The following is a 15,537-nucleotide window of genomic DNA, read 5'->3' on the forward strand; positions in this document are numbered from 1 at the left end:
TCGGGTGGGGCGCCCGGGCGCCGTACACTGCGCCTGGTGAGCGAGAACACGGCCAGGGAGCGGATCACCGGCGGCGCCACGCCCCGGGCCCCGCGCGGCGTGGGGGCCCAGCGGCGCCAGGAGATCCTTCAGACCGCGGTGGAGACGTTCGCGGCCCGCGGCTACCACAACGCCTCGCTCGCCGAGATCGCCGACCGGGTCGGGCTCACCCAGGCCGGGGTGCTGCACTACTTCCGCTCCAAGTCGCAACTGCTCACCGGCGTCCTGGAGTTGCGGGACCGGGCCGACATCGGCCAGCTCGGCCCCGACCGCCCGCAGGGGCTCGCGTTCCTGCGGCACCTGGTCGACACGGCCCGGCGGAACGCCGAGCGCGAGGGCATCGTCCGGCTCTACACCGTGCTCTCCGCGGAGAGCGTCACCGAGGGCCACCCCGCACAGGAGTACTTCCGCGACCGCTACACGGGCCTGCGCACCTTCGTCGCCGACGCGCTGTACGAGGCCTGCGGGCTGGGCGGTGCCGAGGGCGGTGCGGACGGTGCCGGCGGCGGGAGCGGTTCAGAGCGCGGTGAGGAGCGCGCTCGGCAGGAGGGGGACGCACGCCGGGAGGTCGAGCACGTCGCCAACGCCGTCATCGCCGTGATGGACGGCCTCCAGGTGCAGTGGCTGCTGGCGCCGGAGGCGGTGGACATGGCCGCGGCCACCGAGCGCGTCGTCTCGGCGCTGCTCGCCTCGCTGGCGCCGGAGCGGTTCGCCGCGGGGCTTCCCGAATAGCCCTCGCCGGCACTCTCGCCTGGCGGGCTACGAACCAGTCGTGGCCCGGCACCGGCGCGTGGCAGGCCGCGAACCGGGCGTGCGGGCGGAGTCCCCGGCGGTGGCTCGCTCACAGCGGCGTGCGCAACGCGCTGCGCTCCGACCGCCAGAGGTCCAGGAGGTGTTCGGCCAGCCGGGTGTCCAGGTGGGTGGTGGCGTGGATGCCGAAGGCGATGTCCGGGGCCAGGTCGGGCTCCTCCGCGAGCAGGCCGCCGAGCACGTCCCTGCGCACCACCTGCTCGTGCACCGCGTCGGCCTCCACGTGCTCGGTGTAGAAGTACTCGGCGGCCGGCCCCGCGCCCGTGCGGCGCAGGGCGGCGGCCAGCCGCGCCGATGCCGGTGACGACGTCACCTCGACCGCCGCGAAGTGCCCGACGAGCGCGCCGCGGTGGGCGCGGTGCAGCCCCAGCATCGACATCAGGTTGACGGGCGCGAGGGCCGCCGCGGGCGCCTGGTCCAGGTAGCGGCCGTACGCCGGGTCCAGGTCCAGGTCGGTCATCAGCTCCGCGAACAGCTCCGCGTGCACCCCCTCGGGCCGCCCGCCGCCGAACTCGTCGTACTCGACCGCCACCATGGCGGCCTTGGCGCGGCCGCGCAGCCGCGGGATCACCCAGGCGTGCGGATCGGCCTCCTTGAGGTGGTACAGCGAGCGCAGCGCGGCGTACTCGCGCAGCTGCCACAGCCGTCCCTGGCGCCGAAGGAAGCGGCTGACGTCGGTGTCGGCGTCCTCGGCCGTCCCGGTGAGCAGCGTGTCCAGGGCGCCGGTGACGTCGGCGACCGGGCCGGTGGCGGCCCGCAGCTCCGCTTCGAAGCGCCGCTCCAGGGCCGCGCGCAGCTCCAGCAGGGCCGGGTCCCACTCCAGGTCGGGGTCGACGTCCGCGAAGCCCCGGTAGTGCAACTCGTAGAGGGCGTACAGCGCGAGGTGCAGGTCGTCGCCGTACGGGTCCGCCGCGCCGGCCTCCCGGGTACCGGGCAACCCGGCGCCGGCACGACCGGGCGAGGCCAGCGCGGCGAGCACGGCACCGGACAGCTCGCCGCGGGGGCGGGGCAGGGCGGGCCCGCCGGGTGGGCCCGCGGTGCGTGACACGTACCCGGGCGCCCGCACCGTCTCGCGCGATGCGGCCTGTGCCGAAGCGGTCATGGTCCGTTTCCCTTCCTGTCCTCGGCCTGGTTCGTGTCGTCGGTGTGGTTCGTGTTCGGGGCCTGGTTCGTGTCGTCGGTGTGGTTCGTGTTCGGGGCCTGGTTCGTGTCTTCGGTGTGGTTCGTGTTCGCGGCCTGGTTCGTGTTCTCGGTGCGGTCCGCGTGCTTGGCCCGGTTCGTGTGCTCGGCCCGGTTCCTCCTCTCGGTGCGGTCCGCGTTCTCGGCGCGGTCCGCGTTCTCCGCCCCGTCCGCGTTCTCGGCCGGATCCGTCCGGTCGGCCCGGTGCGGTGGGGAACGGTCCGGTGGTCGTGAGGCGTTGCGTGCCGGGTCGTCGCGTGCCGGGCGGGGCGGCTGCCTTCGGTGGCTCGTGTCGCACCACGGCGGCGTCGCGGTGCGCCGGCAGGTGCAGAGGGCGACGGTGAACCGGTCCGAGGCCGCCACCGTGCCGTCGTCCATCCGCACCTCGACGGGGCCCGGCACCAGAAGGGGACCCTCCTCGCTGAGCGTGACCCGGCAGGGGTCCCGGCGGTCCCGGCCGGGGAAGCGGCCGGGGTCCCGCCCAGGGGAGTGGCCGGGCCCGCGGTCAGGGGAGTTCGGCACGGATGACCACCAGCTCCTCGTGTCGGTCCTGGACGGTGAGCAGGCCCCGGGCGCGCAGCCACGGCAGCCGGGCGCGCAGCACCGGCCCGAACGGGATCCACCGGCGGTCGCAGACCGTGCCCGGCAGCCCCGCGCGTGCCAGCCTCCGCAGCGTGTCCTCGACGCCGCAGAGCCCGGACTGCACCATCAGCAGCGCCCCGTGCGGCCGCAGCACCTCGCCGGCGCCGTCGCAGAGCCGGTCCAGGACGTCCCGGCCGTCGGTGCCGGCCTCCCATGCCGGGTTGCGGTCGCGCGGACCCGTGGCCTCAGGCGTCGGCACGTACGGCGGATTGCACACCACCAAGTCGAAGGAGCTGCCCAGGACCGGCGTGAACAGATCGCCCCGGTGCACCGCGATCCGCCGCCGCGCGCGCAGCGCGTTCAGCCGCGCCGTCAGCACGGCGCGGTGCCCGACGTCCACCGCGGTGACCCGCGCCCCCTGCCGCGCCGCGTGCAGCGCGAGCGCACCGGAGCCGGTGCCCACGTCGAGCACGTCGGCACCCGCCGGCAGCCTCTCCCGCGTCAGGGCCTCGGCCAGCAGGAACGTGTCGTCTCCCGGCGCGTACACACCGGGCGGGACCAGCGGTGACCCCAGGCCGCCCGGCCTGGCCGGGGGCCGTCCGGAAGCGGTCGTCATGGAAACCTCCGCGCTACGGCTCCCACCAGGGCGCCGCGCCGGGGCCCGGGGCACCCGTCGGATCCTGGGGCCGGGTCCGCCCGTGGCACGACGGCGGGAGCGGAATACCGGCCACGCGTACCCCGTACGGCGCTTTCACACGGAAACGCAGGGCAGGGCCCATGTTCGACCCGGAACGGGCCCGGGTCCGACCCGGACATGCATGAGCGGCGCCCCGCCGGATACTCGCCCCGGATTCCGGTGCCGATCGAACCGACGCCGGCACTGACTGCATACAGGCGCCGGCATCGACGGAACGACACCGGCACCGACCGAGCACAGACGCCGAAGCCGACCGAGCACAGACGCCGAAGCCGACCGGACAGACCCAGACCCGGGCACCCCTCCGCGGGCGCCGATCGGACAGCCCCCGGGCACCGGTCGGACAGCCCCCGCCGCCGACCGAAAAGAGGACGCCATGACGAGCCCGCCGCGACTCCCCGGTGCGCCGGTGTCGCTCTGGATGGAGCGGGAGCTCTCGGAGCGCCACCCACCGTTGCGCACCACCACGGAGGCCGACGTGGCCGTGCTCGGCGGAGGCATGGCCGGGCTGTGCACCGCCTGGGAGATGGCACGCACCGGCCGCTCCGTCGTGCTCGTGGAGGCCGGCGGGCTGGCGGCGGGCGTGACGGGGAACACCACGGCGAAGCTCTCCGCCCTGCAAGGGTTCACCTACCACCGGCTGCGCGCCGCGGCCGGGGCCACCGCCGCCCGCAGGTACGCCACGTCGCAGAGCCAGGCCGTGGCGCAGGTGGGCGAGGTGAGCGCGGAACTCGGCATCGACTGCCAGTGGGAACGCGCCGACGCCGTCACCTACGCCACCCGCCCCGAGGGCGCCGAGGAGCTGCGCGCGGAGGCGGAGGCCGCGCAGGACGCCGGGCTCGACGCCGAGTTCGTGACGGCGACCGCGCTGCCGTTCCCCGTGAGCGGCGCGGTGCGGCTGCCGGACCAGGCGCAGTTCCACCCGCGGGCGTTCCTGGACGGCCTCGCCCGCGACCTCGTCGCCCGCGGTGGCCGGATCTTCGAGGACACCCGGGCCACCGCGCTGCACGAGGGCTCGCCCTGCCGGGTCACCACAGCCGGCGGCGCCGAGGTCGTCGCCCGGGACGTCGTGGTGGCCACCCACTACCCGATCTTCGACCGCGCCCTGCTCTTCGCGCGCATGGCGCCGCACCGCGAACTCGTCGTCGCGGGGCGCCTTCCGAGCGACGACGCGCCGGGAGGCATGTACCTGACGCCGGAGGACGCCACGCGCTCGCTGCGCACCGCCCCGTACGGCGCCGAGCACCGGATGCTCATCGCCACCGGCGAGAAGTTCGTGCCGGGCACCGGCGGGGTCGAGGAGCGGTACCGGCGGCTCGCGGCGTGGATGCTGGAGCACTTCCCCGCCGCCGAGGTGCGCTACCGCTGGGCGGCGCAGGACAACTGGACGACGGACGGTGTGCCCTTCATCGGGCCGCTGCACCCGGCGGCACGGCACGTGTACGTCGCCACCGGCTTCGGCGGCTGGGGACTGAGCGGTGGGATGGCGGCCGGACGGCTGCTCAGGTCGCTGGTGGAGGGCGAGGGCCTGCCGTGGGCCGGCCTCTACGACCCCCGCCGGCTGCACCTGCCGCGCGAGGGCCGCGCCCTGGTGGAGCGGGGGGCCGACACGGCCAGGTACTTCGTGGGCGACCGGCTGCCGGGCCGCGCCGAACCCACGGCGGACGGCATCGCCCGCGGGCAGGGCGCCGTGGTGCGCAGCGGCGCCCGGCACCTCGCCGTGTACCGGGACGAGGACGGAGGCGAGCACGCCCTGTCCGCGCGCTGCACGCACCTGGGCTGCCTGGTGCGGTTCAACGACGCCGAACGGACCTGGGAGTGCCCCTGCCACGGTTCGCGGTTCGGCACGGACGGGGAGGTGCTCCAGGGACCGGCGGTGCACCCCCTGAAGCGGGCGGAGACCTCGCACACGGCCCCGGCCGGTGAAGGAACCCACCAGGAGCCCGGCGACGGGTCCGGGTGAGGCGACGGGTCCTGTGAGGCGACGGGTTCGCGTGGGTGCACGCGTCCACGCCCGCGTCCGCGTCCACGCCCGCGTCCGCGTGCACCGGGCGTCTCACCCGTGTCGCGGCGCGGGCGCCTCGGGCGGCCCATCCTGACCGCCCCGACGAACGCGCGGCGTCAGCCGACGGCGACCGGCTCCCACTGCTGGCCGCCGGAGCCGGGGACCTCCCGCGACTGCTGGACGGCGGCACCGTCCCCCGCGTCCTCGGCCACGGTGAGCAGCAGGCCCGAGCCGGCGTTGACCAGGGCGAACCGCCCGGCCTCGCCGCGGGGCTCGAACCGCCACCGCTGGGCGTCGCTGTGGGTGCCTTCCCACACCTGGACGGCGGCACCGCCCTCGCGGCTGCCGCCGACGACGTCGAGGAACTTCTCCGCGTCGGGACGCCGCAGGGTGTACGTGGCGAGGGCCGGGTCGAACGCCACCGTCCACTGCTGGCCGGGGCTGCCCTGCGGGCCGAGCCTCTCCCACACGGACACGGGGGCGCCGTTGTCCCACCCGCCGCCAGGCACGTCGAGGACCTTCCGGGAGGCGGCGTGCACCAGAACGTACAGCCCGTCCGGGATCGGTCGGTTCATGGGCGGGCCCTCTTCCTGTCCCGGAATCTGGGTCGACGGGTGAGGTGGCGCGTCACGGGAGCGTCGCGGACCATGGCGGGCGCCACAGGGGAAAGCGGTGCGAACCGTGCCGTGCGGGCACGGCCGGCAGATCGAACTGTACGCGACACGGCGGGGCCCGTACCGGGCAGGGCACGCCGCATCCGCGGCCCTCGCGCGCACCCCGACGGGCAGGGGACGCTCACGGCGAGCGCCCGCCGGTTCACCCGCCGTGTCACGGGTTCGGCCATCCGTTCGCCCTGAAGGTTTGCCCGCGGCATCCCGGGTCACCCGGACCCGCGAGGTGGTGCCATGCCTGACAGCAAGCACCACGGCACGACCCGAGAAGAGAACAGCAGCGACGTGACAGACGTGACAGACGGGCAACGGTCCGGAAGCGGTGCGAAGAGGCGTCCGGGTCTGATGCGGATCCAGCGGAGCGCGCGCACGCAGCTCGCCGAGCTGACCGGCATGACCGTCGAGTCCATGACCTCCGCCCAGCGCTCCGGCGATGGCTGGACGCTTGAGCTGGAGGTGCCGGAACTGGCCAGGGCGCCGGACACGGTGAGCCTGCTCGGCGGCCACGAGGTCCTGCCGGACGAGGAAGGCGAGCTCACCGGCCACCGCCGCGTCCGCGGTTACGAGCGTGGCCGGGCCGATCCGCACCAGCGCGGCTGAACCGCGGCCGAGCCGGCGATCACGGGTCCCGGGCACGTCCGCAGCGCGCCGGAGCGGCCGGGAGCACACCGCCGGTGGACCACACCCGGCGCGGCACCGCGGACCGGAGCCACGCGCACACACGGGTGGGCGAGGTCACCGAGTCCGGTGCGCGCGGCAAGTCCAAGGGCGCTCTGTCCGGCGCGGCAGGAACGATTCCCAGCCCTTCCGGCAGGGCCGGGACGAGGACGACGACGGATCCGGGCGACGCCGGCCCGCACCCCGCAGGAAGGCGGCCGGCGCCTCAAAGGTCCCGGACGTCCGGGACGCACGACGAGGACTGAACGGAGAGGGGTGAACGGAGATGAGCACGTACGTCTACGGCATCGCCGGCCGCTCCCACCCCGGCCTGCCCGACGGCATCACGGGCGTCGGAGAACCGGCGCGCCCGGTGCGCACCGTCGTCCAGAGCGGCCTCACCGCGGTGGTCAGCGACGCCCCCGAGGGGCTGCGCCCCAAGCGCCGCGACCTGATGGCCCACCAGCGCGTGCTGTACCGGGCGGAGGAGGACGGCCCGGTGCTGCCGATGCGGTTCGGCAGCGTCGCGCCCGACGACGCTTCGGTGCGGGGCGTGCTCGCCGAGCGCGGTGAGCACTTTCACGAACGTCTGGAGTCGCTGGCCGGCAAGGTCGAGTACAACGTGAAGGCCACCCACCGCGAGGACGCGGTGCTGCGGTACGTGATGGCGCGGCGCCCGGACATCAGGGACCTCAGCGACGCCAACAACGCGGCCGGCGGCGGCAACTACCGGCAGCGGCTGGAACTCGGCGAGCTGGTGGTGGCCGCCGTCCAGGCGCAGCAGGCCGAGGACGCCGAGCTGGTGTACCGGACGCTGGAGCAGGTGACGGCATCGGTGACGGCCGGCCCCGAGGCCGCGTCCTGGGTGGCGAACGTGTCCTTCCTGGTGGAGCGGAAGGGGACCGGCGCCTTCACCGAGGCCGTCGACCGGCTGCGCGCCGACCGGCCGCACCTGGACCTGCGCCTCAACGGCCCGCTGCCGCCCTACAGCTTCGTCGAGCCGGGACCCGCGCGGCCCGCGGTGCCGGGCACCTCCACCGGATCCACGGGCCGGATCGCGGAGTGACGCCATGGAACTGCTCGGCGAGATGCTGCCGCTCCCGCTCGCCCCGGTGCGCGGCAGCGCCCGGGTGACACGGCAGGTGGCGGCCGAGGCCGAGCGCCGGTACGACGACCCGGCGGCCGTCGTCGCCGAGCCGGGGCGGCTGGAGGCGCGGCCGGCGGCCGGCGAGCTGGACGAGGCGGAATCCGACCGTCTGGAGGACGAGCTGCTCGACCGGCTGGAGCGCTCCCGCGGTGGCACCGGCGGGGTGCTGTGGGGCGGTGGCCCCGGTGCCCGGCAGCCCTCGACGGCCGCACGGCAGCCAGGGCCGACATGGCAGGCAGGAGAGGCGCCACCACGGACGGAGGCGGCTCCACGACAGGTGGAAGGCGGTTGAGGACACGATGGATCGCACGACGATGGGCCTCGCTGTCGGGGCCGGATACCTCCTCGGGCGCAGCAGGAAGATGAAGATGGCGCTGATGCTGGGCGCCATGGCGGCGGGGCGCCGGCTGCCGGTGACCCCCTCGGCGCTGAAGGGCGCGGTGGGCGACCAGTTGCGGAACAGCCCGCACCTCAAGGGCCTCGGCGACCAGCTCGGCGGCCAGCTGGGCGGCCTCGGCAAGGCCGCCACCGGCGCGCTGATCGAGCGGCGTATCGAGGGCGTGGCCGACCGGTTGCAGTCCCACACCGCGGGGATGCGGGAACGGATGGCGGGGGGCGGGCCCGAGGGCGAGGCCCCGGAAGCCGGCCGTGGCGAGGAGGAGGGCGAGGAGCCGGAGCGCGGGGCTCGCGCCGAGGAGGCCGAGGAGGAGCGCCCGCGCCCGAGGCCCGCCAAGAAGACGGCGAAGAAGGCCGCGAAGAAGGCACCCGCGAAGAAGGCCTCCACGGGCAGGGCGCCCGTGCGGAAGGCCCCGGACAAGCGTGCTGCCGGCCGTGTCCCGCCCGGGAAGCGGGCCGCGGCCCGCACCGCGCCGGGCGGCCCGGTCCGCCGGCCGCGGCCGGAGAAGGGAGGCGGTGACCGTGGCTGACACCCGGTCCCAGCAGACGACGTCCGCCCTCGGCCGGATCACCTCCGGCCCGGCGGCCGACCGGCTCAAGAGCGAGGTCCAGGACTACCTGGGCGCCCAGGCGGAGCGCCTGCTCAGCGCCGCCGGGCACAGGCTGGGCCAGAGCACCGCCCGGCTGACCGACATCGCCGAGGGCAACGGCCCCGGCCTCGGCAAGCTCGCCGCGGAGGGCGGCAAGAAGCTCATCGGGGGCAAGAACCCGCTGGGCGCCGTCGGCGGGGGGCTCAAGGACACCGTCAAGGGCGTGCTCCCGGGCGGCGGCAAGGACGGCAAGAAGGACAAGAAGGCCCAGGGCAAGCCCACCGTGATCCTGGAGTCCGTGGACGTGGGCGTGCCGCTGCGCACCGCCTACGACCAGTGGACGCAGTACCAGGAGTTCAGCAGCTTCGCCAAGGGCGTCCAGGACGCGGATGTCTCGGACGAGGACGTCGAGTCCGACTGGCAGTTCAAGATCTTCCTCTCCAACCGCGCCAACAAGGCCACGACCACCGAGCAGATCCCCGACGAGCGGATCGCCTGGACCACCGAGGCGGCGCAGGGCACCACGAAGGGCGTGGTGACCTTCCACGAGCTGGGGCCCAACCTCACCCGGCTCCTGCTGATCATGGAGTACTACCCGGTCGGCTTCGTCGAGAAGACCGGCAACCTCTGGCACGCGCAGGGCCGCAGGGCCCGGCTCGACTTCAAGAACTTCGCCCGGTTCATCAGCATGACCGGCGAGGCGAGCGGCGCCTGGCGCGGCGAGATCCGGGACAGCGAGGTCGTGCGCAGCCACGAGGACGCCGTCGCCGAGGAGGAGGACGGCGAGCCGTCCGAGGCCGAGGACGTGCAGCCGGGCGACGAGTACGAGGACGAGGCGGACTACGGCTACGAGCAGGAGGAGCCGGACGGGTCCGGAAACTCCGCGGACGACGAGTACCCCGAGGACGAGGCGGCGGAGTACGAGGAGGACGAGGGGTACGAGACCGCGGACTACGCCGATCAGGACGGAAACCCTGACGAGGAGGCCGCGGCGGACGAGCGTCCTGCCGGCCGCCGTGGCTCCGCCGCACGGAGCCGCCGATGACCATGGCGAGGGCACTTCCCGAACCGTGTGGATCCGGTGCGGGCAGCAACCTCGCGGACACCCCCTGCCGGCCGGAGCGAACCTCCCTGACCCGGCCGGAGCGGACCTCCCCGACCCGGCCGGCCCCTCGCACCCTGCGCGTCCGGGCCGGGTGATCGGGGGATTTCGATCCGGAAGCCGGGGGTACTCGGCGCCGCATCCGCCCGGTGGGCGGATGCGCGGCGATCGGACGGTGCCCACGGGTCGTCCAATGCCTTGCGGTCCCCTCGGCCCGCCCCGCCGCCCTCTCCCCGCCGAGGCGCGGTCCGACCATCCGGCCACGCCCCACCCACGACCCCGCCGACGCGATGACCACGAGGTTCGTGGGACGCGACCGGCCACGGAGGAGCGATGAACGACAGCAAGGACCCGAAGAAGGCCGCTTCCGGGGAGATCCCCGGCAGGCCGAGCCCGGTCACCCCACCCGTCGCCGAGCCCACCACGCCCCGCGAGCCGCTGCCGCCCAAGCACGACCAGAGCGGGCCCGACGTCTACAGCCCCACCGGGCAGCCCACCGGCGTGGAGCAGGACCGCATCGCCCAGAGCGAGGCCTACCTCACCACCGCGCAGGGCAACCGGCTGTACGACACCGACCACTCGCTCAAGGCGGGCCGCCGCGGCCCCGTGCTGCTCCAGGACCACCACCTGCGGGAGAAGATCACCCACTTCGACCACGAGCGGATCCCCGAACGCGTGGTGCACGCCCGGGGCGCGGCGGCGCACGGGGTCTTCCGCGGCTACGGCGCCGCCGAGGGGATCAGCAAGGCGGCGTTCCTCGGCAAGGACGTCGAGACCCCCGTCTTCGTGCGGTTCTCCACGGTGCTCGGCTCGCGCGGCTCCGCGGACACCGTGCGGGACACCCGCGGCTTCGCCACGAAGTTCTACACCGCTGAGGGCGTCTTCGACCTGGTCGGCAACAACATCCCGGTGTTCTTCATCCAGGACGCCATCAAGTTCCCGGACGTCATCCACGCCGGCAAGCCGCACCCCGACCGGGAGATCCCGCAGGCCCAGAGCGCCCACGACACGTTCTGGGACTTCGTCAGCCTGCACACCGAGGCCACCCACCACACGCTGTGGAACATGTCGGACCGCGGCATCGCCCGCTCCTTCCGGATGATGGAGGGCTTCGGCATCCACACCTTCCGGATGGTGAACGCCGACGGCGAGACCACCCTGGTGAAGTTCCACTGGAAGCCGCGGCTCGGCGTGCACTCCCTGGTGTGGGAGGAAGCGCAGATGCTCGGCGGCCTCGACCCCGACTTCCACCGCCGCGACCTGGCGGACGCCATCGAGGCCGGCGCCTTCCCCGAGTGGGAGCTCGGGGTGCAGACCTTCCCCGACAACGAGGAGCAGGCCTTCGAGGGCATCGACCTGCTCGACCCCACCAACATCGTCCCCGAGGAACTGGCGCCCGTGCGGTCCATCGGGCGGCTCACCCTGAACGCCAACCCCTCGAACTTCTTCGAGGAGACCGAGCAGGTGGCCTTCCACCCCGGCCACCTGGTGCCCGGCATCGACATCACCGACGACCCGCTGCTCGCGGGGCGGCTCTTCTCGTACATCGACACCCAGATCACCCGGCTGGGCGGCCCGAACTTCGCCCAGATCCCGATCAACCGCCCGCACGCCCCCGTCAACGACATGCTCCGCGACGGCATGCACCAGACCGCCGTGCACCGGGGCGTCGCGCCCTACCGGCCGAACTCGCTCGACGGCGGCTGCCCGTTCCTCGCGGGCCGCGAGGAGGCCGCGTACATCGAGGTGCCGCTCGACCTGCCCGCCGCGAAGAAGGAGCGCGGCGCGCCGGACTCCTTCGACGACCACTTCAGCCAGCCGCGGCGGTTCTGGCTGAGCCTGACGCCGGTGGAGCGCCAGCACACCATCGCCGCGTACGCCTTCGAGCTGAACAAGTGCTACGAGACGCCCATCAAGCAGCGGACCCTCCAGGCGCTCGCCAACATCGACCCGGAGCTCTGCGAGGGCGTGGCGCGCGGCCTCGGGCTCGCGGCGCCGGACCCCGACCGGCCGCTGGCCACGGTGGACCCGAGCCCCGCGCTCTCGCAGCTGGGCGGCGAGTGGCCGGTCGACGGGCGGGTCATCGGCATCGTCGCGGACGAGAACTGCGACCTCGACGCGGTGCGGGCCGCGCGGCGTGCGGCGTTCGACGCCAAGACGGTGCCGCTGGTGATCGCCCCGGCCGGCGGGACGCTCCAGGACGGCAGCACGGAGCCGGTCGTGGTGCAGCGGACCTTCGCCACGGCGCGGTCCGTCGAGTTCGACGCGGTGCTGCTGGCCGGCGTCACCGGGCCGGCGCCGGACGCCTACGGGCAGCGTGACGTCAAGGCCGCGGATCCCGGCACGCCCGCCGGGGCGGCGAGCGATCCGAGGGTGCTGTTGCTGCTCGGTGAGGCGTACCGGCATCAGAAGGCGATCGGTGCGCTCGGCGGGGCGGAGCGGGTGCTTCGGGAGGCCGGGGTTCCCGTGGAGGCGCCCGGTGTGGTCACCGGGGACGATGCCGGCGGGGTCCTCGACTCGCTCACCGGGCTGCTGGCCACGCACCGGGTGTGGGACCGGTTCCCGTCCTAGGCAGGGGCCTGCGGCCTGCCGCTGTGCCGGTGCCGTGGCTCGGTTGACCGGGGTTGAGCCCCGGTCTGCCCTGGGGCGCGGTCGGTCGTGACGTGGCCGTTGGGTCGTCGCCGGTCTGAGGTGGTTGCTGTCGTGTTCGGATCGTCGGTGGGTGGTGGTTGCTCGCGCCGTTCCCCGCGCCCCTTTTTCGGGCTGCGCCCGTGTTCTCGGGCTGCGCCCGTATGTGGGGCTGCGCCTCGGTCTGCCCTGGGGCGCGGTCGGTCGTGACGTGGCCGTCGGGTCGTCGCCGGTCCGAGGGGGTGGTTGCTGTCGTGTTCGGATCGTCGGTGGGTGGTGGTTGCTCGCGCCGTTCCCCGCGCCCCTTTTTCGGGCTGCGCCCGTGTTCTCGGGCTGCGCCCGTATGTGGGGCTGCCCCCTGGGAGGCCGGGGCGGGCCTGGGGCGCATCGTGGACCTGTGGTTGAAGGGCCAACAGGAAAGTGGGGCGGTGCCGTGTGACGATGGGGTGGAGTCTGGAGGGCCCCTGATGTTGCTGCCCGACAAGCCCAAGGTCATCCGAATACTCCACCGGTACCGCCTCTGGGAGCGGCGGCTGTGGGACATGCCGACGGACGCCGTGGTGCGCAGGCGGTTCGAGGACGCCGGCTACACGTTGTGCATCCTCATGGGCCGCAGGACCGCCCGCGAGGCGGTGCTCGCCGCGGAGCACTACGTGGGCTCCGCCTGACCTCCACGCGGACCGGGCACCCGGACCGGGCACCCGAACCAGGCCCCGGGCACGACCGGGACCGTACGACCGGGAAGGGCCCGTCCGGCTGAGCCGGATGGGCCAACGCACGTTTGCCTCCCGCCCGCCGCGGCTAAGGACATGCGGCATCGGCGCGCCGCGGGAGGTGGGATGACGCAGCTCGACCAGGAGCCGGTGGAGGCGGCCCGCCCGCCGGCACCGCCCCGCACCGACCGCGACGTCAGCACGGGGAGCCGGCTGCTGGGGTATCTCGTCACCACCGACCACAAGGTCATCGGCAACCTCTACATGGTGACGGCGTTCTGCTTCTTCCTGCTGGCCGGCGTGCTCGCCATGCTGATGCGGGCCGAGCTGGCCCGCCCGGGACTGCAGGTGGTGAGCACCGACCAGTACAACCAGCTCTTCACCATCCACGGCACCATCATGCTGCTGCTGTTCGCCACGCCCATGTTCGCCGGCTTCGCCAACGCCGTGATGCCGCTCCAGATCGGCGCCCCCGACGTGGCCTTCCCGCGGCTGAACGCGATGACGTACTGGCTCTTCCTGTTCGGCGCGCTGATCGTGGTCTCGGGCTTCGTGGTGCCGGGCGGCGCCGCGCCCTTCGGGTGGTTCGCCTACGCGCCGCTCAACAGCGCCGTCCGCTCGCCGGGCCAGGGCGGCGACCTGTGGGCGATGGGCCTGGTGCTGGCGGGCCTGAGCACCACCCTCGGCTCGGTGAACTTCATCGCCACCATCGTGTGCCTGCGGGCCCCGGGGATGACCATGTTCCGGATGCCGATCTTCACCTGGAACGTCCTCTTCACGGCGATCCTCGCCCTGCTGGCCTTCCCGGTGCTGACGGCGGCCCTGCTGGCGCTGGAGGCGGACAGAAAGTTCGGCGCGCACATCTTCGAGGCGCCGAACGGCGGCGCGGTGCTCTGGCAGCACCTCTTCTGGTTCTTCGGCCACCCGGAGGTGTACATCGTCGCGCTGCCGTTCTTCGGGGTGATCACGGAGATCATCCCGGTCTTCAGCCGCAGGCCGATCTTCGGCTACGTCGGCATGGTGGGCGCGACCATCGCCATCACCATGCTCTCCGCCAGCGTCTGGGCGCACCACATGTTCGCCACCGGCGCCGTGCTGCTGCCGTTCTTCTCGCTGCTGTCGTTCCTGATCGCGGTGCCGACGGGCGTGAAGTTCTTCAACTGGATCGGCACCATGTGGCGGGGCAGCCTGTCGTTCGAGACGCCGATGCTGTGGGCGATGGGATTCCTCGTGACCTTCCTGCTCGGCGGCCTCAGCGGCGTCCTCATCGCCTCCCCGCCGATCGACCTCAACGTCACCGACTCCTACTTCATCGTGGCGCACATGCACTACGTGCTGTTCGGGACGGTGGTCTTCGCGACGTTCGGGGGCTTCTACTTCTGGTGGCCGAAGTGGACCGGGCGGATGCTGGACGAGCGGCTGGGGAAGATCCACTTCTGGACGCTCTTCGCCGGCTTCCAGACCACCTTCCTCGTGCAGCACTGGCTCGGCGAGGAGGGCATGCCGCGGCGCTACGCGGACTACCTCGCGGCGGACCACTTCACCGTCCTCAACACGGTCTCGTCCGTGGGCGCGTTCGTGCTGGGCCTGTCCACGCTGCCGTTCGCCTACAACGTGCTGCGCACCGCACGCGCGCCGAAGGTGACCGTGGACGACCCGTGGGGGTTCGGCAGGTCGCTGGAGTGGGCGACGTCCTGCCCGCCGCCCCGGCACAACTTCCACGCGATGCCGCCGATCCGCTCCGACTCGCCCGCGTTCGACCTGCGCCACCCCGAGGTCGGCGCCCTGCGCGCCGGCACCCCGGCCCGTCCCACACCCGGCACGGAGCGGTGGGAGGGGACCCGGCGCGGCGAGGGGGGAGGTGGCGGCGGGTGAAGGCCGAGGCGTACCTCTTCACCGGCGTGGCCGGCTTCTTCCTGGTCGTCGACGCCATCTACGCGTGGTGGTCCAGGGAGCCCGCCGGCATCGCCGCGCTCACCGTCTCGTTCCTGATGGCGTCACTGGTGGCGTTCTTCTTCGCCCGCACCCACCAGCGGGTGGGCGACAGGCCGGAGGACCGCAAGGACTCCCGGATCGCCGAGCGCGCCGGGCCGCTCGACTTCTTCTCGCCGCAGAGCCCCTACCCGCTGCTGACCGCCGTCGGCGCCGGCCTCGCCGCGATCGGCGTCGTGCACGGCCTGTGGCTCTTCCTGATCGGCGCGGGGGTGCTGGTGGCGGGGGCGTCGGGCATGGTCTTCCAGTACGTGAACCGGTTCTAGACGTGCACCGGTCCCGGTGAACCCGCCCCGCCCGCCGGGCCGGGCACGCGGCTCCCCGCACCG

At 73.8% G+C, this 15,537-nt stretch carries 14 protein-coding genes and 1 pseudogene; 11 read left to right on the forward strand and 4 right to left on the reverse strand.

The window, feature by feature from the left end; genetic code table 11:
• Positions 1-138: 138 nt before the first annotated feature.
• Positions 139-771 (forward strand): TetR/AcrR family transcriptional regulator, encoded by a 633-nt coding sequence (locus Sm713_RS16445; protein WP_212912050.1) that lies wholly within the window; start codon positions 139-141, stop codon positions 769-771.
• Between the two features lie 109 nt (positions 772-880).
• On the opposite strand, the gene Sm713_RS16450 is transcribed toward Sm713_RS16445, so the two are convergent.
• Genes Sm713_RS16450 through Sm713_RS16460 form a run of 3 tightly spaced genes read right to left on the reverse strand, consistent with a single transcriptional unit; the run spans position 881 to position 3,226 of the window.
• The gene (locus Sm713_RS16450) at positions 881-1,951 is read right to left on the reverse strand and encodes an iron-containing redox enzyme family protein (protein WP_212910356.1); all 1,071 of its coding nucleotides are present in this window, start codon (positions 1,949-1,951) and stop codon (positions 881-883) included.
• Positions 1,948-2,550, reverse strand: coding sequence for a CDGSH iron-sulfur domain-containing protein (locus tag Sm713_RS41690; RefSeq protein ID WP_374195990.1), 603 nt, complete (start codon positions 2,548-2,550; stop codon positions 1,948-1,950). Before Sm713_RS41690 ends, Sm713_RS16450 begins: the two co-directional genes overlap by 4 nt.
• Positions 2,534-3,226, reverse strand: coding sequence for a HemK2/MTQ2 family protein methyltransferase (locus Sm713_RS16460; RefSeq protein ID WP_212910357.1), 693 nt, complete (start codon positions 3,224-3,226; stop codon positions 2,534-2,536). The genes Sm713_RS41690 and Sm713_RS16460 overlap by 17 nt, the downstream gene beginning before the upstream one ends.
• A gap of 457 nt (positions 3,227-3,683) precedes the next feature.
• Here Sm713_RS16460 and Sm713_RS16465 point away from each other — a divergent pair, with 457 nt between their 5' ends.
• Positions 3,684-5,270 (forward strand): FAD-dependent oxidoreductase, encoded by a 1,587-nt coding sequence (locus Sm713_RS16465; RefSeq protein ID WP_212910358.1) that lies wholly within the window; start codon positions 3,684-3,686, stop codon positions 5,268-5,270.
• Between the two features lie 158 nt (positions 5,271-5,428).
• Here Sm713_RS16465 and Sm713_RS16470 read toward each other — a convergent pair whose 3' ends face one another.
• A complete protein-coding gene (locus tag Sm713_RS16470) occupies positions 5,429-5,887 on the reverse strand; it encodes an RICIN domain-containing protein (RefSeq protein ID WP_212910359.1) in 459 nt (152 codons plus the stop codon).
• A gap of 330 nt (positions 5,888-6,217) precedes the next feature.
• On the opposite strand from Sm713_RS16470, the gene Sm713_RS16475 reads away from it, so the two are divergent.
• From Sm713_RS16475 to Sm713_RS16515, 9 genes and pseudogenes are all read left to right on the forward strand, one after another.
• Complete coding sequence (locus Sm713_RS16475) at positions 6,218-6,583, forward strand: gas vesicle protein (RefSeq protein WP_212910360.1); 366 nt, start codon at positions 6,218-6,220, stop codon at positions 6,581-6,583.
• A 343-nt stretch (positions 6,584-6,926) separates the two neighbouring features.
• Positions 6,927-7,706: a GvpL/GvpF family gas vesicle protein gene (locus tag Sm713_RS16480; protein ID WP_212910361.1), complete on the forward strand. Its 780-nt coding sequence runs from the start codon at positions 6,927-6,929 to the stop codon at positions 7,704-7,706.
• Between the two features lie 4 nt (positions 7,707-7,710).
• Positions 7,711-7,944, forward strand: a pseudogene (locus Sm713_RS40460) (gas vesicle protein GvpG); the annotation flags it as partial.
• Positions 7,945-8,086: 142 nt separating this feature from the next.
• The gene (locus tag Sm713_RS16490) at positions 8,087-8,713 is read left to right on the forward strand and encodes a DNA primase (protein ID WP_249416333.1); all 627 of its coding nucleotides are present in this window, start codon (positions 8,087-8,089) and stop codon (positions 8,711-8,713) included.
• The gene (locus Sm713_RS16495; protein ID WP_249416334.1) at positions 8,706-9,818 is read left to right on the forward strand and encodes an SRPBCC family protein; all 1,113 of its coding nucleotides are present in this window, start codon (positions 8,706-8,708) and stop codon (positions 9,816-9,818) included. Before Sm713_RS16490 ends, Sm713_RS16495 begins: the two co-directional genes overlap by 8 nt.
• Positions 9,819-10,208: 390 nt before the next feature.
• Positions 10,209-12,446 (forward strand): catalase, encoded by a 2,238-nt coding sequence (locus Sm713_RS16500; RefSeq protein WP_212910364.1) that lies wholly within the window; start codon positions 10,209-10,211, stop codon positions 12,444-12,446.
• 524 nt (positions 12,447-12,970) lie between these two features.
• Positions 12,971-13,171 (forward strand): DUF5133 domain-containing protein, encoded by a 201-nt coding sequence (locus Sm713_RS16505; protein WP_212910365.1) that lies wholly within the window; start codon positions 12,971-12,973, stop codon positions 13,169-13,171.
• A gap of 171 nt (positions 13,172-13,342) precedes the next feature.
• Positions 13,343-15,091, forward strand: a complete 1,749-nt coding sequence (gene ctaD / locus Sm713_RS16510; protein WP_212910366.1) for a cytochrome c oxidase subunit I — start codon at positions 13,343-13,345, stop codon at positions 15,089-15,091.
• Positions 15,088-15,474 carry a cytochrome c oxidase subunit 4 gene (locus Sm713_RS16515; RefSeq protein WP_212910367.1) on the forward strand — a complete coding sequence of 129 codons (387 nt, stop codon included), beginning with the start codon at positions 15,088-15,090 and terminating at the stop codon, positions 15,472-15,474. The genes ctaD and Sm713_RS16515 overlap by 4 nt, the downstream gene beginning before the upstream one ends.
• The last annotated feature ends 63 nt before the right edge of the window (positions 15,475-15,537 follow it).

This window comes from Streptomyces sp. TS71-3 (genome assembly GCF_018327685.1).
Lineage (GTDB): Bacteria > Actinomycetota > Actinomycetes > Streptomycetales > Streptomycetaceae > Streptomyces.